Here is a 23,009-nt window from a genome sequence, read left to right on the forward strand (position 1 = left end):
TGAAAAATGTAGCGATATACATTAATTTTACTCCTTTTCTCTGATCCGGATGTGCGCTATAATAGAGCAGGTGCGCCCAAAGGCGCCTTACAGAAAGATGAGGATTATAATTATGGATGATAAATTCAGCAGAAAAGTATTCTGCGACGGCATGCGGGATGGTTTTCCCATCGCGCTGGGATATTTCGCCGTATCCTTCTCCCTGGGAATTGCTGCAAGGCACGCTGGTTTCACTCCCTTGCAGGGATTCCTGGCCAGTCTTCTGAATAATGCTTCTGCCGGAGAATATGCAGCCTTTACCCTGGTGGCTGCTCAGGCAACCTATCTGGAGGTGGCGATCATTACGCTGATCGCGAATGCCAGATATCTGCTCATGAGCTGTGCACTGGCACAGAAGTTCTCCCCCGGAACTCCTTTTTTCCACCGTCTGATCATTGCTTATGATGTGACGGACGAGCTGTTCGGCATCACCATTGCCCGACCCGGCATTCTGAATCCATACTATACCTACGGTGCGATCCTGTTAGCCGCTCCGGCCTGGGCGGGCGGAACCGCCTGCGGCATCATCGCCGGAAATGCGCTTCCCTTACGTGCGGTCAGTGCGCTGAGCGTTGCTTTGTACGGCATGTTCTTAGCGATCATTATTCCCCCTGCCAGAAAAAGTAAGATCGTGGCAGCACTGGTAGCCATCAGCTTCGCATTGAGTTTTGTCTGCAACTATCTGCCCGGTATTTCTTCTCTGTCGGAAGGTACGAGAACCATCCTGTTAACCGTGATCATCTCCGGTGCCGCAGCGATCCTGTTCCCAGTGAAACAGACGGATAAATCAACGGAATGTGCCCGGAAAGGAGACTCTGACAAATGAATAATTATATCTATATTGCCGTTATGGCAGCCGTCTCCTATACGATCCGTGTCTTACCCCTGACACTGATCCGCAAACCGATCAAGAATCAGTTTATTCAGTCCTTTTTGTACTATGTGCCTTATGTAACACTGGCTGTCATGACCTTCCCGGCCATCATCCATGCTACCCAGACTCCCATCTCCGGACTGGTGGCATTGATCGCCGGAATCATCGCCGCATGGCTCGGTGCCGGGCTGTTCCCGGTATCCGTGATCTGTTGTGTGCTGGTATTTTTGATTGAGTTGTTTGTGTAGATTTAAGGGAGATCATAGAATGTCTATATCTGAAAAAAATGTGAAAAGAAAATTACCGGATATAATCCGTTCCACGGGTAATGGTGCCGTTATTGCCATTTCTACCTGCTTTTTATTGTTTGTGTATGCGCCAACGGAGCTGTTTTTAACCAATCAGTCCAGCTTCTGGTTCACTTTGTATACCATGCTCCCCGCAGTGCTCGGAACTTTTGCGGTTACTGTACTCGCCTCTGTTCTGCTGTTGTTTTTCTGCAACCTGATCTCTCATACACTCTATCAGATTGCATCTGCCGGCTTCGCTCTCCTGATGATCTGCTCCTACATTCAGGGGACTTTCCTGATCTTTGGTCTGCCGGGACTGGACGGACTGGCAATCGACTGGAATCAGTACCAGGCTTCCCGTTATAAATCCATCGGCTTATGGATCATCATGCTGATCGTGTTTATCGTCCTGATCCGGATATTTCATCTGCGGAAATTTCTGAAAGCTGCCGGAATCGTAAGTTTCTGCATGGCACTGATGCTGCTTGTGACACTATTTACGTTGTCTCTGTCCTCCCGGGATAGTCTCAACAAGGATGTGCTGACCGCCACGACGGAAAATATGTTTGAAATGTCGGAGGATACCAATTTTATCATCCTGTTGCTGGATGCCGTAGATGCTCCGACCCTGAATCAGATGATTGCCGACGGTAAAATGGAGGGACTGGAAGATACTTTTGAGGATTTCACTTATTATACGAACACCGTAGGTGCTTATTCCTGTACCAAACATGCGATACCTTATATTCTGTCCGGCTTCTGGTATGAAAATGATCGCACTTATAACGATTATCTGAATACCGTATTTAAAGAGTCACCGGTATTTCAGGCGTTGGAGAATGATTCCTACCGCATGGGACTCTATGACAGTGAATTGAATCCCACTGCGGAAGGTAATCTGGATCGTTTCGAGAACATGCAGCCGGTTCGGGCGGAAGTCACTTCTTATTTTCGTTTTGCCAAACTGTTGGTAAAGCTGGGGGGAATCAAATTCGCCCCCTATGATCTGAAACCGTATTGCTACGCTATTGCTTATAATTTCGGCAAGGTCCGCAAGCTTCCGGATAGTTACGATTTCGATGTCTTCGAATGGGGCGACCGCACCTTCTACGACGACCTTCAGACCACCGATATCACCACGACACCGGACAAATGTTTCCGCTTTATCCATTTAGAGGGTGCCCATGCTCCCTTCTGCTATGACAAAGACCTGAATGTCGTAGAATCTTCCGATTATCCTACCTGTATCCAGGCTTCCATGACTCTGACAGACAGCTATCTGAAGAAATTAAAAGAAGCCGGTGTATATGATAACTCTGTCATCATTGTGATGGCGGATCACGGCTTCAACTCCGAATTGTCGGATGAAGGCCGGACATTTGAGGCCAGACAGAACCCTATTCTGTTCGTAAAAGGCGTCGGCGAACATCATCCTTATGTTACATCGGACATTCCCCTGTCCTTCTCTGATCTACCTGCATCTTTTCTTAATCTGATGGAAGGGCAATCCGGAGAAGAGGCTTTTGCCTGGACTGAGGGGCAGCAGAGAGAACGACGATACCTATATTATGATCTCAATGATGGTGTCGGTGAAAAACACATGGTGGAATACATCCAGACCGGACATGCCTCCGACTTATCCACCCTGATCCGTACCGGTACTGAATACTACTACGATTCCAGACTGGGAACACCGTAGAATACTTCTAAATACGCAACTTTAAAGAGCAGCTGTGCATACGCCACAGCTGCTCTTTAAAGTCTGTATCCTGAATCTATAAATTGTATTTCTTCAACATTTCCCGCACAAACTCAGGATCCTGCAGACGAGGGATGTTGTCTTCGTCACCTTCGGCATTCATGCGGGCAATCAAATTCGTAAGACGATTACGTTCCTGTTCCGCACCAAGGTCACGGACATACTCATCTCTGGCATGCTGATCCCGTACCATTTTCATATGTTCATCGTACATGGCTCTCGCCCATCTTCCTAGACTCATATGTCTTACCTCTTTCACCGCTTCCAGAATTCCGGGGTTCTTTGTCAAAGTTTCCAACATCTTCAGATCATCCTCCGTTTCTACATTGAACAATTGTATCCACTCATCAATCCGTTGCCCGGTCAATGCTTTGTTCAGTTCCAGAATGTGCAGTTCCACCAGATTACTGAACACTTCACCATTTTCTTCTCTTAACAGATATTTTCTGTGATAAGTACTATCTGTTGTCATATTAAAATTCAGAATACTGATGGTGATGCATTTCTTCATCCGTTCATAGTCGTCTCCGACAGAAAGTTCTTCCGTCAGAAGCTTTCCCATATAGAAAAGCTGACGTTTATCCCAATGCTTTACTGTATGAATCTGAAGCTCTATACTGATCTTCGTATCGTCATTCAATTCCAACAATACATCTACAATTCCCTGTTTCTGGTATTTATATCTGCGCCATAAATTCGTATTCCGTAATTTCAGGCTCCGGATCTTTTCTATCGGAATGTCTAAAATATCACTGATAAAATATTTTAGAATAATAAAATTACGGAACAGTTCTTTCATGCAGTAATCCCACTTGGGTCTTGCTATCATTTGCATTCTCCTCTCTTATATACATACGAGAGGTTTGCCGCCTCCCATATTTACTTTTATCAAAATGGGACAAGCGACCGAATGGTCTTGAAATATCAGACTTGCTTCCCAATGTGTGTCTTGATGATAACAAATATAAGTACAACTGTCAATTGTAAATTTGCGCAATGGTTTCTGATTTTGTTGCGCAGTTTTGCAATATTTTATAATGCATATACGCTATAATATGTTATAATATATGTGCGCAATCGGTTGTGCGATTATAGTTTTACGGGAGGATTACTTATGCATCATTTTACAAAGCATTCACACACACGCCTGTTGGCTCTATGTCTCAGCGCAGGACTGATTATGGGCAGTCTGTCCGGCTGTAGTAATCAGGGTCAGGGCAACGGTACCACGGATACCATAGCCGAATCCGCAAGTACGTCTTCAACAGATGTTACCGATATTACTGCGTTTCCCATGCCGGAAGGGCCTGAGGAATCTACCATCTATGTGGAACCGGTCGACGGCATTTCCGATGATTTTTACCGGGGCATGGACGCTTCCGCAGTACTTGCCCTGGAGAACAGCGGCGTGAAATATTATAATTTCGACGGGGAAGAACAGGATGTTTTCATGACGCTGGCACAGGCCGGTGTGAACTATATCCGTCTCCGTGTCTGGAATGATCCCTATGATGAGAACGGCAACGGTTACGGCGGCGGTAACAACGACGTAGCAACCGCAATTGCCCTGGGTCAGCGTGCTACGCAGTATGGCATGAAGGTCTGCATCGATTTTCATTATTCCGATTTCTGGGCTGACCCGAAGAAGCAGTTCGTTCCCAAGGCATGGGAAGGCATGAATATTGAAGAAAAAGCGGATGCTCTCTACAACTACACACTGGACAGTCTCACTCAGATTCTAGAGGCCGGCGTCAATGTAGGCATGGTACAGATTGGAAATGAGATCAACAATGGTATGTCCGGTGAAACGGATGTAGCAAATGTGAGAAAGCTTCTGACCGCCGGCAGCAAGGCTGTCCGGGAAGCAGCAGCGGATTCCTGCAAAGATATTCTTGTAGCTGTACACTATACAAATATCGATGATATGAAGAAGCTGGATACATTACTGACTGGTTTACAGGTAAAAGAAATTGACTACGATATTGTTGGGCTCTCCTTCTATCCCTACTGGCATGGGACCATGGATGATCTAAAAAATGCAATTATCCATATCCGGGATACTTATGACAAAAAGGTATATGTCGCTGAAAATGCTTATTGCTATACCGCAGAAGACGGCGACGGATCCGCCAACAGTGTGGAGGGAACAGGCGATCTTGCAGAAGGCTATTCCGCCAGTGTGCAGGGACAGGCAAATGAAGTAAGGGATGTCTGTGCGGCTGCCAGTGAAGCCGGTGCTGAAGGTATCTTCTACTGGGAAGGCGCCTGGATCCCGGTAGGTCCTGCAGATGCTGACAATTCCGCTATCTGGGAAAAATACGGCAGTGGTTGGGCAAGCAGCTACGCTTCCGATTACGATCCCAAAGATGCCGGACAGTATTACGGCGGATGCTCCTGGGATAATCAGGCAATGTTTGATTTCACCGGACATCCTCTGGCTTCTCTGAATGTCTTTAAGTATCTGAAATACGGTGCTACGGCACCCCTGACAGTAGAGAGTATCCCCGCGCTTACCGTATCCTGCAATCTCGGTACAGAAGCAGAACTTCCGGAGACCGTAAGTGTCATCTACAACGATCGGTCCGAAAAACAGGTTCCCGTTACCTGGAATGCGGATGATGTGGCTGCTATTGACACGGAGACCGGAGGTACTTTCATTGTTTCCGGTTCTCTGGATGATGGCAGTGAAGTTACTGCGACAGTAACGGTAGAGCGAGTGAACTACGTGCAGAATCCCAGCTTCGAAGATGCCGATACCTCCATGTGGACCGTAACCTACGCAGGAGATACGGATCCTACTGACTATCAGGTGAAGGCTGCGGATGCCCACAGCGGTGAAATAGCGTTCCATTTCTGGTCCGGATCTTCCGATATGGAATTCTCCATTGAGCAGAGGTTCACCGATTTGGAACCGGGTACTTATGAGCTGTCCGCTTTCTCGCAGGGCGGTGATCTGTCTGCAGATGCTTCCATGGAACTGTATGCAGTTGTCGATGGCAAGGAGCTTACGGATCCCTTTATGCTCACCACCTATGCCGACTGGCAGAATCCCATCGTCTCCGGGATCAAAGTCACCGACGGCACCCTGACTATTGGAGTGAGATATCAGTGTAATATGAACAGTTGGGGAACTTTAGATGATGTAACACTGAATCGTGTCGGAGATTAAATTGAAAGTTACGAGCCATGCAAAAATAGAACGGAATACCTCGGTGGGAGCTTGCTCACACAAGAGGTTATTTCGTTCTATTTTTATACGGCGACAACCGTCAATGAAATAAATGTGGAGTGCCCTTTACGACACATTTATGAATTGAGTGCATGGCTCGTAACGTAGGGTTGTCGTAAACCGGACGAACGCCCGCCTGTGCCCCTTCTTCCGCCTCAGCGTGGGCACAGGAGATAGGATCAAGCTTCTCTGTACCCTTCTTCCTCCTTAAACTACTACCCGTGTCAAGGACAGTCAGCTCTTTCTATGCCCAATTTTAACGAAGCATCTTTATCGGATACTCTCCAGTTAGTATATAGTTATAAAATTCTTTGGGAGACAGGTTCTTTAATCCCATTTTATATCGGTCATTATTATAATAATCAATCCAGTCATCAATGGCTTCTTTTACTTCGGAAAAAGTTGCCCATCTCCTTGATTTAAGATGGATCTCTTCTTTCATATGACCAAAGAAGCTTTCTTGAGGAGCATTATCCCAGCAGTTTCCGCGTCTTGACATGGATTGACGAAGTCCTGCATCTGCTATAACCTCTTGAAAAGATGTACTTGTGTAGTGGCATCCCTGGTCACTATGTATCAGTGCTTCGGAATCAGGAGAGATTCCATGCTTCTCAATAAGCTGTTTTACTGTTTGTAAAACAAAATCTACTTCTAAGCTTTCGCTGAGGACATAAGAAAGCACCTCATCCGTAAACGAATCCATGATAACAGACAAATACAGAAAGCTGTCCTTAAACGAGATATATGTAATGTCAGTTAAAAATATTTTCCTTGGGCCGTGGAGTTTAAACTCCCGTTTTAAAAGATTATCCGCTACAGAATTTGTCTGCATGGCTTTTGCCATTCTTCGATAGGGATTTGCTTTTCGTATCGGACAGAAAAGCCCATACTTTCGCATCAGCCGTCGGATTTTTTTATGATTCATACGGATACCCATATGTAGAAGGCGCATATAAATTCCCATTACACCTTTATCATAGCCTCGAAATGCATATGCTTCCTGAATTAAAGCAAAGTCTGCCTGATCCTGATATTCTTTTTGACTTGGCTTCTGACCATTTTTCACCCAGTTATAATAACCGGAACGGGAAACCCCTGCTATACGGCATAATTCGGTTACATTTAAAATATTTTCCGGAGAAGCCAGAGTCATTTGAATCAGCTGGAATTGCGCGGTGGAATCAACTGACCTGTTTCCCGTAAATGACGGCTTTTTTTAAGAATTCAATCTGCTGTTCCAAAAGTTGAACACGTTTTTCTAATTCGCGAAATTCTGTTTCGCTATGCCTCTTTTTAGCAGGTGATTTCTTTGGACGGGCAGGTTCCCGAAGCCCTTCCGGAGTTTCGGCTTCCATACGGATTCTTTTTATAATGTGTTTTCGATAAGAATGAGAAAACAGATCATCACGATAGCCTGCAAGGCGAAAAATCTTTGTGGAAGTCATTCCGTTTTTATTAAGATTGTTGATGACCAGCTGCTTAAATGCAAGGGAATAGTAAACTCTGCAGTTAGAGACATAGCTGGTATATGGATTGCTCAATAGTTCGGCTTTTTCTTCATCTGTAAAAAAATGGCTCTGTGACATAGGCAAAATCCTTTCTAGATCAAGAATATCACGAAAAAGGTTCTAAAGGAATAAAATGGGTGTCCATTTATTGGTTTTGCCATTTTAAATGGGTATATACAGAAAAAGAAATGTCCACTAGATAGGTAGTAGTTTAGAAAGTTTGTGGGTATGAGAAGCTTGTTTTGTTGCTGATACCCAAATTGTGAAAATCGGAAGGTACAACAAGGGAATTATATATTCCAGAATGTCTGCGGCAGGTGTTCGCCACATCACGCCAAAAGTAAGAACCGTGATTTGTGAGCAAGCTCCCAATCACGGTTCTTATTTTGCCTATGCGCGGCTATGCTTTCGTAAACTCTCAATTTATTTGAGCACTACTTTATCTAGGTGCCAGATTTCATCCACATACTGTTGGATGGTTCTGTCAGAGGTGAATTTGCCGGAGCATGCCACATTCAGGATAGCGCTCTTAGCCCAGTTGTCTTCGTTGCGGTAAGCGGCTTCCACTCTCTTCTGTGCCTCTGCGTAGGACTTGAAGTCCTTGAGGATGAAGTAGGTGTCTGCCTTCGCAGTGCACTGGGTGTTCAGCAGAGAATTGTACAGCGGGCGGAACAGCTCGGGATCTCCCGGTGCGAAGGTTCCGTTGATCAGCTGCATCAGTACCTTGCGGACATCCTGATCGTTATTGAAGATTTCCATGGGATCATAACCGCCATGGTTCTCATAGTTGATAACTTCCTGTGCGGACAGACCAAAAATAAAGGCATTCTCTTCGCCCACCTCTTCTACGATCTCCACGTTAGCGCCGTCCATGGTTCCCAGGGTCAGGGCGCCGTTCAGCATGAACTTCATGTTACCGGTACCGGATGCTTCCTTACTTGCGGTAGAGATCTGCTCAGAGACATCTGCTGCTGCGAAGATGATCTCTGCGTTGGATACATTGTAGTTCTCAATAAAAACGACCTTGATCTTACCGTTGATAGCGGGATCGTTGTTTACCACATCCGCTACGGAATTGATCAGCTTGATGGTCAGCTTCGCATTACGGTAGCCGGCTGCTGCCTTCGCGCCGAAGATAAAGGTTCTGGGATAGAAATCCAGTTCCGGATGCTCCTTTAGTTCGTTATACAGGTGCATTACATGCAGAATATTGAGCAACTGTCTCTTGTACTCATGCAGACGCTTTACCTGCACATCGAAGATGGATCTGGGATCTACTTCGATACCGTTGTGCTCTAAAATGTATTTTGCCAGACGTACTTTGTTCTGGTACTTAATGTTCATGAACTCCTGCTGTGCCTTTTTGTCATCCGCATATACCTTCAGGCGGGAGATCTGAGGCAGATCGGTGATCCAGTCGTCACCTACATGAGCCGTTACCCAGTCAGCTAACAGCGGGTTTGCATGCAGCAGGAAACGTCTCTGGGTGATACCGTTGGTCTTATTATTGAAGCGCTCCGGGAACATCTCATAGAAGTCCTTCAGCTCCTGCTTCTCCAGGATCTCGGTATGCAGTCTTGCCACACCGTTGACAGAGTAGCCGGAGACGATTGCCATATTTGCCATCTTCACCTGTCCGTCATAGATGATCGCCATCTTGCGGATCTTCTCCTGTACATCCACGCCGGGTACATTGCTGTACTTCTGCTGAATGTCAATGATGAATCTGCGGTTGATCTCTTCCACGATCTGGTAGATTCTGGGAAGTAATCTGGAGAACAGTTCGATGGGCCATTTCTCCAATGCTTCCGCCATAATGGTATGGTTGGTGTAAGCACAGGTCTTGGTGGTGATCTCCCACGCTTCTTCCCAGGTCAGATAATAATCATCCATCAGCACACGCATCAGCTCTGCGATAGCTACGGTAGGATGGGTATCGTTCAGCTGGAAGGTAACCTTCTCATAGAACTTATGGATATCATCATGCTTTCTCATGTACTTCTCAACTGCTTCCTGTACGGATGCGGAGATGAAGAAGTACTGCTGCTTCAGACGCAGTTCCTTACCTGCATAATGATTGTCATTGGGGTACAGAACCTCTACGATATTACGTGCCAGGTTCTCCTGCTCTACCGCCTTCTGGTAATCACCCTTGTCAAAGGAATCCAGCTGGAAGCACTCTACGGGCTCCGCATCCCAGATACGCAGGGTGTTTACAATACCGTTGCCATAGCCCACGATGGGAAAATCAAAAGGAATGGCCTTAACAGACTGATAACCCTCCTGGGTAAATACATTTCTGCCATTCTCGTCGGTATGCACACTTACATAGCCGCCGAATTTCACCATTTTCGCATACTCAGGTCTACGCAGTTCAAAAGGATTGCCATTCATCAGCCAGTTATCGGGAACCTCTACCTGATAACCGTCGCGGATCTCCTGCTTGAACATACCATAACGATAACGGATACCGCAGCCATATGCGGGATATCCAAGAGTTGCCAGGGAATCCAGGAAACATGCTGCCAGACGTCCCAGTCCACCGTTACCCAGCGCTGCATCCGGCTCCTGATCCTCGATCAGGTTCAGATCCAGTCCCAGCTCTTCCAGAGCTTCCGCTACGGGCTTGTATGCCTTTAAATTGATGAGGTTATTGCCCAGTGCTCTTCCCATCAAAAATTCCATGGACATGTAGTAGACCATCTTAGGGTCTTCCTTCTCATATGCCTTCTGCGTCTCCATCCAGTTCTCTACGATACGATCCTTGATCGCATAAGATACTGCCTGGAAGATCTGCTGTGCATCTGCCTCTTCCAGATTCTTACGATACAGGGTGCGCACATTATATTCCACACTTCTCTTGAAGAGCTCCTTGTCGAACTCTTTTGCCTTTACCGGCTTCTCGCTGGCTACTACTGATTTTTTCACCTATGTTCTCCTCTCCATTACCTCTCCGGTACTGCACTCTTCTCAAGATATTCCGCGCCGGATAGCGTTATGATTTCATCCATATTCTTAACCAAATACAGGTAATATTATAACAAATATATACACTCATTCCAACTAGTTTCGTAAGTTTCGTAAAAAAAGAGCCTTATCTGAAAGAAACAGATAAAGCTCTTTTCAAAGTTTTTATATATGATTTATTTTATATTCTCTGTCTTGCCCTCTTCCACACCGATGAAGTAGTCCTCATTTAATCCGTAGGAAGCAAGAATATCCATCAGCCTGCCATCTTCCTTCATACTGTTCAAGGCACCATTGACTTCTTCCAGAAAATCTTTGTCCTCAAAACGGATAGCAGCACCGATCCGTCCTACCGCTTCCGCTTCATAAGGAGTTAACAGTCGTAACTTCAGATTGGAATCCTGCTCGATGGCATAGGCTGAGAGGATACCGTCGGTAACTACCGCATCTACCTTACCGGTATTGACTGCGGTCATCAAGGTTGCCTGGTTCTCATAGCCTACGAGATCTTTGATTTTACCTTCATCCTTCCATTTCTGAGCCATTTCATACATGGCTGCACCAGTTTGTGCACCCATTACAGCATCCTTCAGATCCTCCTTGGAAGTAATGGGAGAGTCCTCTTTTACAGTTACGGCTTCGCTCTCGGTGTACCATACATCAGTAAACAGTGCTACCTCCAGCCGCTCATCCTTGATGTACATGGCATCTGCCACCATATCTACATTTTTGTTATTCAGTTCCAACAACATATTGGAAAAATCTGTTACCTGCGCTCTCACCTCAGGAATCCCCAGGCGGTTGCATATTTCCTTCAGGATATCCACATCCAGACCTTTCAGTTCATTTGTATCCACATCGTAATAACAGAAAGGAGCATCATTGGAAGTGGCGATGTTGATATAACCTCTCTCCTTGATTTCTTTTAACAGAGCAGATTCTCCATCTGTGCTCTCTTCCATGGTGCCTGTGCTCTCTGCTACAGTGCTGCCTGCTGTTGTAGAAGTAGCGGTCTCCTGCGCGGATCCGCACCCGGTGAAAAGTGTTGCCATCATAGTTCCCATCAGCACCATTGCCATTAATTTTTTCATAATCTTTCTCCTCTCTTTCTACTTGTTTTGCTTATTTTATTTCCGTTTCATCCTTGCTCTCTTAAGATGACTTTCCAGTGCCACCGAAAGTCTGGAGAGAGGTACGGAAAGCAGCAGATACACTACTGCTACAATGGTATAAGCTTCCACTGTCAGAAACGTTTGGGAGGCAAAAGTCTTCGCCCGCAGTAACAGTTCCTGTACAGAGATCATTGCCAGAAGTGATGTGTCCTTGATCATCATGACCAGATAGTTGCCAAACACCGGAATGGAATTCCGGATGGCAGGCGGAATAATAAACTTGAATAATACCTGTGTCTCGGAAAATCCCAGTGCCAGGCCGGCTTCCCGCTGTCCGGGATCCACTGCCAGGATGGCGGAACGGATAACCTCCGACATATAGCATCCATAGTTAATGGAGAATCCGATGATACCGGATAAAGTGGCGGAGATCTGGACGTTGGTTTCCGCTCCGAACACGGCTGCCAGTCCGTCGATCAGCATGGGCACTACATAATAGATGTAGAAAAACTGTACCAACAGCGGCGTACCGCGGATAAATTCAATGAAAAGTACTAAGATGCGGTTCAGTACCTTATTTTTGCTGACTCTTCCGATTGCCAACAGCAATGCGATGATCAATGCTCCCAAGAATCCCAATACAGTTACATACAGGACAACGCCGATCCCCTGTCCGAGACTCGGTAATAACTGATCAAATGCTTTTTTCCAATGCAGATTCATATAGTCATCCTCCTGTCTATTTATTTAATACACGGGATAAAAATGCCTGTGTTCTGGGATTCTTCGGTGCAGTGAATATTTCATCCGGAGTTCCCTCCTCGACAATGTAGCCTCCGTCCATAAAAATGACTCTGTCTGCCACATCTCTGGCAAATCCCATCTCATGGGTTACTACTAACATCGTCATGCCTTCTTTTGCCAGATCTTTCATGACCCCCAGCACACCTCCCACCAGTTCGGGATCCAACGCCGATGTTGGTTCGTCGAATAACAGTACCTCAGGATCCATTGCCAGTGCTCTGGCAATAGCCACTCTCTGCTGCTGTCCACCGGATAACGTCTCCGGATAGACATTTGCCTTAGATTTCAGTCCTACTTTGTCTAACAGCTCCAACGCTTTTTCTTCTGCCTGTTCTTTGGACAGCTTGTTTAACTGCATAGGTGCCACCGTAATGTTATCTAGTACCGTCTTCATGCTGAACAAGTTGAATCTCTGGAACACCATGCCTACATTTTTCCGGTAGTTTTTCACTTTTTTGCCAAGCTTCGTGATATCCTCGCCTTGGTAGATGATCTCGCCTCCAGAGGGCTTCTCCAACAGGTTGCAGCACCGAAGCATGGTACTTTTGCCGGAACCGGAAGGACCGATGATGACGATCACTTCACCCTTTTGCACTTCAATATTGATATCTCTTAATACCTGCAGATCCCCAAAGGATTTGGACAGGTTCTTGATCTCCAGTAAAGCCATAGCCATCCCTCCTACTCTTCTTCTGTCAGGAACTTCTTGCGAACGATATCTGCCAGCAGCTCTGCCGTTCCGTCCACTCCCAGAAAATGAGAATTGATCATCAGATCCTTATACTTCGGATCGTTCATGGCATATCCTGCATAGTGTTTGTGATACTGCATCCTTGCCTTATCCACATCGTTAATCATCTTGCGGGCTTCCGCTTCTTTCATCCCCAGCAGGTTCACACAGTTATCTAACTTATCCTCATAGGAGGCATAAATATATACATGGAAAGCATTTTCCATATTTTTCAAAATGTAATCGGAACATCTGCCAACTATGATGCAGGACTCCTTCTCCACCAGCTGATTGATGATCTTCTGTTGGGCAATGAAAATATTGTCCTGCACATCCGTGGTTCCCATGCCGAGAGGATATTTCATGCCGAAGAACATATTTTTCGCGCTTTCCTCCAGATCCGATACGGAAGACAGCGGCATGTTCATGCGCTTCGCCGTCTCCTCCACGATATCTCTGTCATAGCATTCGATTCCGAGGATCTCCGCTGTTTTTTTTGCGATAGGTCTTCCCATGCTTCCAAAATCTCTTGTGATCGTTACAGCAAATCTCTTATGACTCATATGTTTTCCCTCTCTTTCCGGTATGTTGCTTTATCTACAGTTCCTAAGGATCTCTTCCACATCCTCTGTCTGTAATCGTTTATAGCTTCCTGGAATCAGTAAGGTCTTCGCCGCAATCGCGGGAATTGCTTCCTCTGGGATTCCCACTTCCTGTAATGTAACCGGTGCCCCGATACGGCGGAAATACTCTTTCGTCTTCGCCAGTCCTTCATGTGCCAGCTCAATGTCCGTCTTCCCGATGGGGTCGCACCCCATGATCCGCACCGCATATCTGGCAAACTTCTCCGGCGCCTCCTCACAGATATAATCCAGATACGGTACCTGGCACACTGCCAGACCCGCCCCATGGGGAATATCGTAAAATGCTGACAGGGCATGCTCGATCTTATGTGCCATCCAGTCTTCGTCTTTTCCCACTTCAATGATGCCGTTCAGTGCCATGGTTGAATCCCACATAAGGTTGGATCTTGCCACCGCATCCTGTGGATTTTTCAAGGCCCCGTTCAGATTTTCTATCACATTTTTTATCAGCGCCTCTGCCACATCATCGCTGACATTGCTCTCATCCGGTGTGGAAAAATAGATTTCAAAAATATGTGACAGGGTATCTACTGCTCCGTACAACATCTGCTCTTTGGGAAGAGTGTAGGTATATTCAGGATCCAGGATAGAGAACTTCGGATACTGGTGTACAGATGAATAGGAATATTTGAGTTGCTTTTCCCAGTTCGTGATGACACAGTCCATATTCATCTCACTTCCGGTAGCAGGTATGGTCAGGACACATCCCAAGGGAATGGCCTCTTCGGTTTTCTCTTTTCTTACGAAGAGATTCTCCCAATAATCATATCCTTCCGGAAGCTTTGCCACTGTGGCAATTGCTTTGGAACAGTCGATCACGCTGCCCCCTCCTGCGGCCAGGATAAAATCGATTCCTTTCTCCCTACAGATCCGTACACCCTCATCCACTTTGGTGGTTCGGGGATTCGCCATGATACCGGGAAGTTCATAAACCTTTTTCCCGGCATCGGTCAGTAGCCTGACAATTGTATCATAGATACCGTTTCTCTGAATGCTTCCGCCACCGTAGGTCAGCAGAATCTTTTGTCCCATACCGGGAAGTTCCTGTTTCAGATTCTCTATTGCTCCGACTCCGAAATATATTTTTACGGGATTATAAAATTGGAATTCTTTCATAATCTCTCACGCTCCCATCAGTCTCCCAACATCTCTCCCAGCACCACATCCGCTACCTGTAAAGTACGATAGGCATCGTCCATGGTATGGGTTACGGAGATATATTCTCTTCCTCTGTCATCTGTAAATCGGATTCCGTATTCCTCACAACGTTTTACGAACTCTCCGTAAAATGCGGTGTCGGCCTTACTTAGCCAGTCCCGGAAATCCTCCGTATCTTCCTCAAACCCAAAGTATAAAATAAAGATTCCTCCGATGGCTCTGGTGTAGATCTTCAGGTGATGCTTGACTGCTAACTTTCGGAACCCATCTACTAAGGCATCTCCGATCTCCTGTAAGTGTTCGTAGGTTCCCGGCTTCTTCAACTCCTCGATGGTGGCAAGCGCCGCTGCCACACCGATGGGGTTGGCGTTAAAGGTACCGGAAGAAGGTACGCCGCAGTTTAAGATTTCACGTTTGCCGGCTACGATACCGAAGGGATAACCTCCGGTGGATGCCTTTGCAAAGGTCGAAATATCAGGTGTCACTCCGTAATACTTCTGTGCTCCTCCGATGGACACCCGGAATCCTGTAATGACTTCATCGAAGATTAACACGATTCCGTATTTTTTCGTCAGTTCCCGCAGCCCCTGTAAAAAGCCTTTCTTCGGTAAGATGGGACCGGAGTCACACATGATCGGTTCTGTGATGACTGCTGCGATCTCATCTCCCTGCTCCTTCATGATCTTCTCTAAATAATCCAGATCGTTCCAAGGAGCGATGATCAGATAATCCGCACTATTGGGTTTCATTCCCTTGGTGGGGAGAATCTTGTTGGGATGTTCTCTGTCTCCTAAGTCTTCTACCTTAGAAGCTGAGATCGTTACCTTTTCCTCATCAGACCATCCGTGATACTGTCCTTCAAATTTGATGATCTTATATTTTCCGGTGTAAGCTCTGGCCAGCCGCAGCGCATGCATCACAACTTCTGTTCCGGAATTTTGAAAGCTTACCATTTCAGCGGAAGGAATGATCTCGGTCAGTTCCCTGCACAGCTTCAACATCTGCTTCGTGGGAGCTGAAAATTGGGAACCTCTCTGTAATTGTTCCTCCACTGCACGGTTCAAACTGTCCGGTGCATATCCCAGCAACATCGGTCCGAATCCCGCAATATAGTCGATATACTCATTGCCGTCCACATCATAGAGTTTGGATCCCTTGCCGTGATCCATCGCTACCGGGTAATCTCTGTACTTTGGTTTGTGAAAAGAACTTCCCACGCCTCCGGGCAGGTATTTCACCAGTTCCTCATGCAATGCTTTAGATCCGCTGATATCATATTTCTTCAACTTTTCTCCTGCCATACTCTTCCCTCCGCTTCCGTTTGTTCTGCAATTGGAGAAATAAAAAAAGGAACCGACATCTTCTGTCAGCTCCTTTGCTTGTAACCGATTATACTTTCTTCTCGAAAAAGCACAACACCGCATTTTGAAATAAGGTTTTCTAATTTTCTCCCTTTGTTTTCACCGTGAAACCGTTCGTTTGTACTCATTTTTGTGAAATATTTTGTATTTTAAATGATTTCCACTATTTTTTCTGTTAATTTGCACGTTATAAGATTTTAAAGTGTTTGTTATTATGTCACAAATATTTCCTCTATTTTTGTGTTGCATTCACAATTTCTACTGCCAAAGTCAGACTGAAGGCATCATGTGGATCCTTCAAATCCACTTTCAACATCTCCTCGATCTTTCGCAGGCGATAGTGCATGGTATTCTCGTGGATGAACAGTGTTTCCGCCGCCCGCTTCGCCTGGAATCCGCATTTCACATACTGAATCAGGGTACGTAACAGTTCCTCTCGTTCCGGAAGCATCAGATCTTGCAGTATCTGTGCTGCGATTTCCCTCAGCTCCTCCTTATCTTCGAACTTCTCGAAGAGACGCAGTACAATCATATTATCATATAAATACAGTTCGCCCTCCGGGATCTCATTCTGTCCGAGTCGGATCGCCCGCTGGGCATTGTCAACACTGGCTTTCATATCCTTCAAATCTCGGAATACACTTCCGATTCCAATGCGATACGACGTCCCGGTTGTACGGTTGTGCAGATGCGTAAGGAATCTGTCGCCGACTTCCCGCGAACTCAGATTCTCATCCATCTGTGCGATCCAGATATAGGAATCCTCGTCCGATGTCGTCAGCACCTGCTCTGTCCCCAAATATTCCCGGATTAGTTGGTCCAGTCTGTGGAATTCCCGATCCCACTGTGCCTCCTGATACAATTCTTCCGGCTCGATTGCCATCCCCGGCTCCGGCATCGTCGCGCTTTCCCTAATTTGAATAACGATTGCACGATACGGCGCACCCGGCTGGAAGCCCGCCAGTTCCAGCCGATTCAGCCGCTTTGCTGTGATCCGGCTGCCCGACAGGATTCCGAATAGCGTGACATTCACATCGTACTGGGAGGTCTCCTCTTTGAAAATGGCAAAACAGATGCTCTGACTGACATCCACAATACGCAACATTGCCGGCATCTCGAAAATGGGAAGTCCCAAAAAATTCCCCCTGTCGATAACCGCCTGGGGGATCTCCCGGATGTAAAAGCTTAAGTTGATCACCACACCCGCAACATTTTTCTCGTAGAGGGCATTGATCAGGTCAAGGAGCATTCCCTCTTCTTCCCTCGTGATCAGTCCTGTGACAATGACTAGTTCGCCGCCCTTTAGCCAGTCCACATAGTGGTAATCTTCCATGTAGTAGACCCATGAGATCACATGATTCAGTCCTTCTTTTCCCGCCAGCAGTTTCAACTGATTTGCATAAGGCAGTGATAATATATTTTTACAGGTAACATTCATAGGGCACCTCCCATAAATTCTCACTCTGTGATGCAAAACAGGCTCCACCCACAATCAGCGGGCAGAGCCTGTACTTCTTTGTACTAAAATTATTGTGTTTCTACATCCGAATGGATTCTTTATACTCTCTCCACAGCGATCACTGCGTTCTCGCCGTTAATGTTCCATTCCTTCGATACGCCGTATTCCATACCGCTTGTCAGTTCGTCAGCCAGAACCTTGCTGCTGATGGCTTCTTTGTTCTTCTGTGCGATCTCGGACAGCTTATCGTTGCCGTTGATGGATACGCGGATGTGATCGGTCACTTCGAAGCCGCTCTCCTTACGCATGGTCTGGATCTTGCTGATGATCTCGTAGACGAAGCCTTCCTCTACCAGTTCCGGTGTCAGGTTGGTATCCAGAACAACGGTCATTCTGTTGTCTTCCTGAGATACATAACCTTCCTTCTGTGCCATGTCGATCAGCAGATCGTCCTTGGTCAGTTCCACAGCCACACCGTCTACATCGAACTTTAATGCGCCGTCTGCATTCAGTTCATCCATTGCTGCATTGCCATCCAGTGCTGCAAGGTGCTTCTGGATTCCGCCCAACTGTTTGCCGTACTTGGGTCCTACGGTACGCAGCTGAGGTTTGAAGGTGTAAGAGGTAAAGTCACGTACGTCATCGGTAAATACGACTTCCTTGACGTTCAACTCATCCTCGATGATCTCCTGGTAGAACTCACTTAAGGTGAAGTCTGACTTGATATACATTCTGCTGATAGGCTGACGATTCTTGATGGCAGCCTCGTTACGGCATGCACGCCCCATAACCACAGCATCCAGTACATCCTCCATATCCTCTTCCAGCTTCTTGTCGATGTGATCCTTGTTCACTACCGGGAAGTCACACAGATGGATACTCTCGGGTGCATTTGCATCGTTGCTTCTTACCAGGTTCTGGTAAATATCCTCTGTCATGAAGGGGATCATGGGTGCGGCTGCCTTGCAGATGGTCACCAGTGCGGTGTACAGCGTCATGTAGGCATTGATCTTATCCTGCTCCATACCCTTTGCCCAGAAACGCTCACGGCTGCGTCTTACATACCAGTTACTCATCTCATCGACGAAGTCCTGCAGAGCCTTGGCAGCCTCGGGGATACGGTACTGATCCAGATTGCTGTCTACTTCTGCAACGGTAGAGTTCAGCTTGGACAGCAGCCACTTATCCATTACGGGCAGTTTGTCGTATTCCAGTGTATATTTGGAAGCATCAAAATTATCAATATTTGCATACAGTACGAAGAATGCGTAGGTGTTCCACAGGGTACCCATGAACTTACGCTGTCCTTCCTGTACGGCCTTGCCGGAGAATCTCTTCGGCAGCCAGGGTGCGGAACTGGTATAGAAATACCAGCGGATGGCATCTGCACCGTAGGTCTCCAGTGCGTTGAAGGGATCTACCGCATTGCCCTTACTCTTACTCATCTTCTGACCGTTCTCATCCTGTACATGACCCATTACGATAACGTTCTTGTAAGGAGCCTTATTGAAGAGCAGGGTGGATTCTGCCAACAGAGAGTAGAACCATCCACGGGTCTGGTCCACTGCCTCGGAGATAAAGTTGGCGGGGAACTGTTGCTCGAACAGATCCTTATTTTCAAACGGATAATGATGCTGTGCAAAAGGCATTGCTCCGGAGTCGAACCAGCAGTCGATCACCTCGGGAACACGCTTCATCTGCTTGCCGCACTCGGGGCAGGTGATGGTGATCTCGTCGATGTAAGGACGATGGAATTCTACGGTCTTCGCCTTCTCATTGCCGCTCATCTTGTACAGCTCTTCCCGGCTGCCAATGGAATGCTGATGTCCGCATTCGCACTCCCAGATATTTAACGGAGTACCCCAGTAACGGTTACGGGATACGCCCCAGTCCTGAATATTCTCCAGCCAGTTGCCGAAACGTCCCTCACCGATAGAAGCGGGGATCCAGTTGATGGTCTTATTATTACGTACCAGATCATCCTTCACAGCGGTCATCTTGATGAACCAGGACTCTCTTGCATAATAGATCAGCGGAGTATCACATCTCCAGCAGAAGGGATAATCATGCTCGAACTTCGGTGCATCGAACAGCTTGCCCTCTGCATCCAGATCCTTAAGTACCAGAGGATCTGCGTCTTTTACGAATTTTCCTGCATAAGGGGTCTCTGCGGTCAGATCACCCTTGCCGTCTACGAACTGTACGAAGGGCAGTTCGTAGTTACGTCCGATACGGCTGTCGTCTTCACCGAAAGCCGGTGCGATATGAACGATACCGGTACCATCGGTCATAGTTACATAACCATCGCAGGTTACGAAATGTGCCTTTTTCTTCTGCTTCTTGGCGGCATCTCCCGCACACTTGTACAGAGGCTCGTACTCCTTGTACTCCAGATCCTTACCAACATAAGTCTCCAGTACTTCGTAAGCATCCTTGCCTTCTTCTGCAAGACGTCCCAGAACCTTGTCTGCCAGTGCCTTTGCAATATAATAGGTATAACCATCGGCAGCCTTCACCTTCAGGTAGGTCTCCTCCGGGTTCACACACAGTGCCACGTTGGAAGGAAGAGTCCAGGGGGTGGTGGTCCATGCCAGGAAATATGCATCTTCGCCCTTTACCTTAAAACGTACGATGGCGGAACGCTCCTTGACTGCCTTATATCCCTGTGCCACTTCGTGGCTGGACAGCGGGGTTCCGCAACGAGGACAGTAAGGAACGATCTTGAAGCCCTTGTACAGAAGTCCCTTATCCCAGATGGTCTTCAAAGCCCACCATTCGGACTCGATGAAATTGTCATCGTAGGTAACATAAGGATTATCCATGTCAGCCCAGAAACCGACAGTACGGGAGAAATCTTCCCACATTCCCTTGTATTTCCAGACACTCTCTTTACATTTGTCGATGAAAGGTGCCAGACCGTATTCCTCGATCTGCTCCTTACCATCCAGACCCAGCAGCTTCTCAACTTCCAGCTCTACGGGAAGTCCGTGGGTATCCCAGCCTGCCTTACGGGGAACCATATATCCCTTCATGGTACGGTATCTGGGGATCATATCCTTGATGGTACGGGTCTCTACATGACCGATGTGGGGCTTACCGTTGGCGGTAGGCGGTCCGTCGTAGAAGGTATAGGTCTCGCCTTCCTTACGATGCTCCATACTTTTTTTGAAAATGTTGTTGTCTTCCCAGAATTTCTCGACGGCTTTCTCACGGTCTACGAAATTCAGGCTTGTGGGTACCTGCTTGTACATAGTGTGCTTCCTTTCTTTTCTTATTACAGCATCATACTATTCAGCGCCTCATTCACAAAATCGCAGTTTCGATGCTTTCCTGAATAGTATCAAAAAAAGCTTCGTCCCGTAACAGGACGAAGCTCATGCATTCGTTGACCACCTCTTACAACATACTTCCCATACGATTCCACATGTGTAATCTCACAGGAGTGATATGCTTCCCGGTAACGGCAGGATTCCGTTCAGAACTACTGACCTGGGCTTTTGTTCTGACAGCTCAGAAGTGATTTTCACGATTCCCTTACTCGCACCGGTCTCTCACCATCACCGGCTCGCTTTGCCTTTCTGCGGAAAAGTTACTCTCTTCGTCAATGCATTTTAGATATACCGCTATTATATATCTCATTTTTTTGCGTTGTCAAGCCGGATGTTGAGATTTGCCTGTAAAGCTTTTATTTCTTGCTTTTCCGACATTTATTTCATATAATTATTTTAATACTGATATGTGTACCGATCTTACCGGAAGGGATAGGGAATTCTATGGAAAAAACGCAAAATACGCCGAAAAGAAGCGGCGGTAAAATATCATATACTCTGCAGGCGATCGGCCTGATTCCCCTGCTGGCGCTGGGGATCGTCATGTTATTTTTCACTTCCCAATGGTTCACAAAAACTATGTATCAGGAAGTGGAACGTGAATTGTATGATGCCACGAAAAGTGCCACTACACTTCTGAACGCTGCCTATCCCGGTGATTACCGGCTGGAAGGTGATGTTGCCTACCTTCTGTATAAGGGCGATGCAGATATCACCCGTGAATATTCTCTATTTGATCAATTCAAAGAGGATACCGGACTGGACATCACTCTGTTCTATCAGGATACCCGCGTTCTGACGACCCTGTATAACGCCCAGGGTGACCGCATTATCGGCTCCGGTGCTCCGGACGTGGTGATCCGTGATGTCCTGAATACCGGTGAAGATCATTTTTATACCCACACTCTGATCAATGGAAAGACTTATTTTTCCTATTATAGTCCTGTCCGCAATCAGGACGGCAGCATAGTCGGCATGCTTTTTATAGGAAAATCCAGTGCCGCCGTATCTCAATCCATTCAACGTTATGTCTATCCGCTGACATGGCTGATCATCGGTTTTGTGGCTCTCGTGGCTGTCTGCATCTATTTTTACACCAGAAGATTCGTGGCTGTATTACTCCATATTCACAGCTTCCTGTCGGAGGTAGCCTCCGGGAATCTGAACGCCACACTGGATGCTTCCGTGACAAAACGCAGTGATGAATTAGGTGATATCGGTCGCTGTGCCCTGTCCATGCAGCGCTCCCTTCGTACCATGATCGAGCAGGATGCCCTGACCGAGCTGTACAACCGCCGCAGCGGGGAAAAAAAGCTGCGCCAGATCTTCGAGGAAGCCCGATCCTCCCGCCTTTCTTTTGCGCTCGCCATCGGAGACATTGATTTTTTCAAAAAGGTTAACGATACCTACGGTCATGAATGCGGTGATGCCGTACTGAAAAATGTCTCTGCCCTGCTGAAGCAGCATATGTGGCGCCGTGGCTTTGCCGCGCGTTGGGGTGGTGAGGAATTTCTCTTAGTATTTGAAAAGGCAGATCTTACAGAAGCACAGAAACAGCTGGAGCTTCTCATGGACAAGATCCACGAACTGGATACGCTCTATGACGGGCAACACGTAAAAGTAAATATGACCTTCGGACTGGTCTGTGAGTCCGACAAAGATATTCATACATTATTAAAAGAAGCTGATGAGAAATTATATATCGGTAAGACAAACGGTCGTAACCAGGTGGTATCTTAACCCGGT

Annotated in this window: 17 protein-coding genes; 5 read left to right on the plus strand and 12 right to left on the minus strand. The window is 46.8% G+C overall.

Translation table 11 applies throughout. The features are described from left to right. Positions 1 to 112 precede the first annotated feature (112 nt). The 3 genes from ACTRDR_RS01140 to ACTRDR_RS01150 are packed head-to-tail and all read left to right on the plus strand — an operon-like array spanning position 113 to position 2,902. The gene (locus ACTRDR_RS01140) at positions 113 to 865 is read left to right on the plus strand and encodes an AzlC family ABC transporter permease (RefSeq protein WP_440525842.1); all 753 of its coding nucleotides are present in this window, start codon (positions 113 to 115) and stop codon (positions 863 to 865) included. Continuing rightward, a complete protein-coding gene (locus ACTRDR_RS01145; protein ID WP_176865012.1) occupies positions 862 to 1,161 on the plus strand; it encodes an AzlD domain-containing protein in 300 nt (99 codons plus the stop codon). Before ACTRDR_RS01140 ends, ACTRDR_RS01145 begins: the two co-directional genes overlap by 4 nt. Positions 1,162 to 1,180: 19 nt before the next feature. Next, entirely contained in the window at positions 1,181 to 2,902 is a 1,722-nt protein-coding gene (locus ACTRDR_RS01150) for a sulfatase-like hydrolase/transferase (RefSeq protein ID WP_440525843.1), read from the plus strand. A gap of 76 nt (positions 2,903 to 2,978) precedes the next feature. On the opposite strand, the gene ACTRDR_RS01155 is transcribed toward ACTRDR_RS01150, so the two are convergent. Continuing rightward, a complete protein-coding gene (locus tag ACTRDR_RS01155; RefSeq protein WP_440525844.1) occupies positions 2,979 to 3,791 on the minus strand; it encodes an Rpn family recombination-promoting nuclease/putative transposase in 813 nt (270 codons plus the stop codon). A 285-nt stretch (positions 3,792 to 4,076) separates the two neighbouring features. Between ACTRDR_RS01155 and ACTRDR_RS01160 the strand changes: the two genes are divergently transcribed. Further along, positions 4,077 to 6,131 carry a glycosyl hydrolase 53 family protein gene (locus ACTRDR_RS01160; RefSeq protein WP_440525845.1) on the plus strand — a complete coding sequence of 685 codons (2,055 nt, stop codon included), beginning with the start codon at positions 4,077 to 4,079 and terminating at the stop codon, positions 6,129 to 6,131. A 316-nt stretch (positions 6,132 to 6,447) separates the two neighbouring features. Here ACTRDR_RS01160 and ACTRDR_RS01165 read toward each other — a convergent pair whose 3' ends face one another. The 11 genes from ACTRDR_RS01165 to ileS form a co-directional block, all read right to left on the minus strand. Further along, positions 6,448 to 7,344, minus strand: coding sequence for an IS3 family transposase (locus ACTRDR_RS01165; RefSeq protein ID WP_440525846.1), 897 nt, complete (start codon positions 7,342 to 7,344; stop codon positions 6,448 to 6,450). A 28-nt stretch (positions 7,345 to 7,372) separates the two neighbouring features. Next, entirely contained in the window at positions 7,373 to 7,777 is a 405-nt protein-coding gene (locus tag ACTRDR_RS01170; RefSeq protein ID WP_440525847.1) for an HTH domain-containing protein, read from the minus strand. 345 nt (positions 7,778 to 8,122) lie between these two features. Beyond that, positions 8,123 to 10,627: a glycogen/starch/alpha-glucan phosphorylase gene (locus ACTRDR_RS01175; RefSeq protein ID WP_440525848.1), complete on the minus strand. Its 2,505-nt coding sequence runs from the start codon at positions 10,625 to 10,627 to the stop codon at positions 8,123 to 8,125. Positions 10,628 to 10,842: 215 nt separating this feature from the next. After that, positions 10,843 to 11,757, minus strand: coding sequence for an ABC transporter substrate-binding protein (locus ACTRDR_RS01180; protein ID WP_440525849.1), 915 nt, complete (start codon positions 11,755 to 11,757; stop codon positions 10,843 to 10,845). A 36-nt stretch (positions 11,758 to 11,793) separates the two neighbouring features. Continuing rightward, complete coding sequence (locus ACTRDR_RS01185; protein ID WP_440525850.1) at positions 11,794 to 12,501, minus strand: amino acid ABC transporter permease; 708 nt, start codon at positions 12,499 to 12,501, stop codon at positions 11,794 to 11,796. Positions 12,502 to 12,517: 16 nt separating this feature from the next. Continuing rightward, positions 12,518 to 13,252 (minus strand): amino acid ABC transporter ATP-binding protein, encoded by a 735-nt coding sequence (locus tag ACTRDR_RS01190; protein WP_440525851.1) that lies wholly within the window; start codon positions 13,250 to 13,252, stop codon positions 12,518 to 12,520. Positions 13,253 to 13,263: 11 nt separating this feature from the next. After that, entirely contained in the window at positions 13,264 to 13,875 is a 612-nt protein-coding gene (locus ACTRDR_RS01195; protein WP_440525852.1) for an AAA family ATPase, read from the minus strand. 30 nt (positions 13,876 to 13,905) lie between these two features. Continuing rightward, positions 13,906 to 15,072 carry an iron-containing alcohol dehydrogenase gene (locus ACTRDR_RS01200; RefSeq protein WP_440525853.1) on the minus strand — a complete coding sequence of 389 codons (1,167 nt, stop codon included), beginning with the start codon at positions 15,070 to 15,072 and terminating at the stop codon, positions 13,906 to 13,908. Between the two features lie 17 nt (positions 15,073 to 15,089). Beyond that, positions 15,090 to 16,415, minus strand: coding sequence for an aspartate aminotransferase family protein (locus ACTRDR_RS01205; RefSeq protein ID WP_440525854.1), 1,326 nt, complete (start codon positions 16,413 to 16,415; stop codon positions 15,090 to 15,092). 292 nt (positions 16,416 to 16,707) lie between these two features. Further along, entirely contained in the window at positions 16,708 to 17,913 is a 1,206-nt protein-coding gene (locus tag ACTRDR_RS01210; RefSeq protein WP_440525855.1) for a PucR family transcriptional regulator, read from the minus strand. A 119-nt stretch (positions 17,914 to 18,032) separates the two neighbouring features. Then, positions 18,033 to 21,185: an isoleucine--tRNA ligase gene (gene ileS / locus ACTRDR_RS01215; RefSeq protein ID WP_440525856.1), complete on the minus strand. Its 3,153-nt coding sequence runs from the start codon at positions 21,183 to 21,185 to the stop codon at positions 18,033 to 18,035. Positions 21,186 to 21,707: 522 nt separating this feature from the next. On the opposite strand from ileS, the gene ACTRDR_RS01220 reads away from it, so the two are divergent. Next, positions 21,708 to 23,003 carry a diguanylate cyclase gene (locus ACTRDR_RS01220; protein WP_440525857.1) on the plus strand — a complete coding sequence of 432 codons (1,296 nt, stop codon included), beginning with the start codon at positions 21,708 to 21,710 and terminating at the stop codon, positions 23,001 to 23,003. Positions 23,004 to 23,009 lie beyond the last annotated feature (6 nt).

Source organism: Simiaoa sp., from assembly GCF_051972595.1.
Taxonomy (GTDB): Bacteria; Bacillota; Clostridia; order Lachnospirales; family Lachnospiraceae; genus Acetatifactor; species Acetatifactor hominis.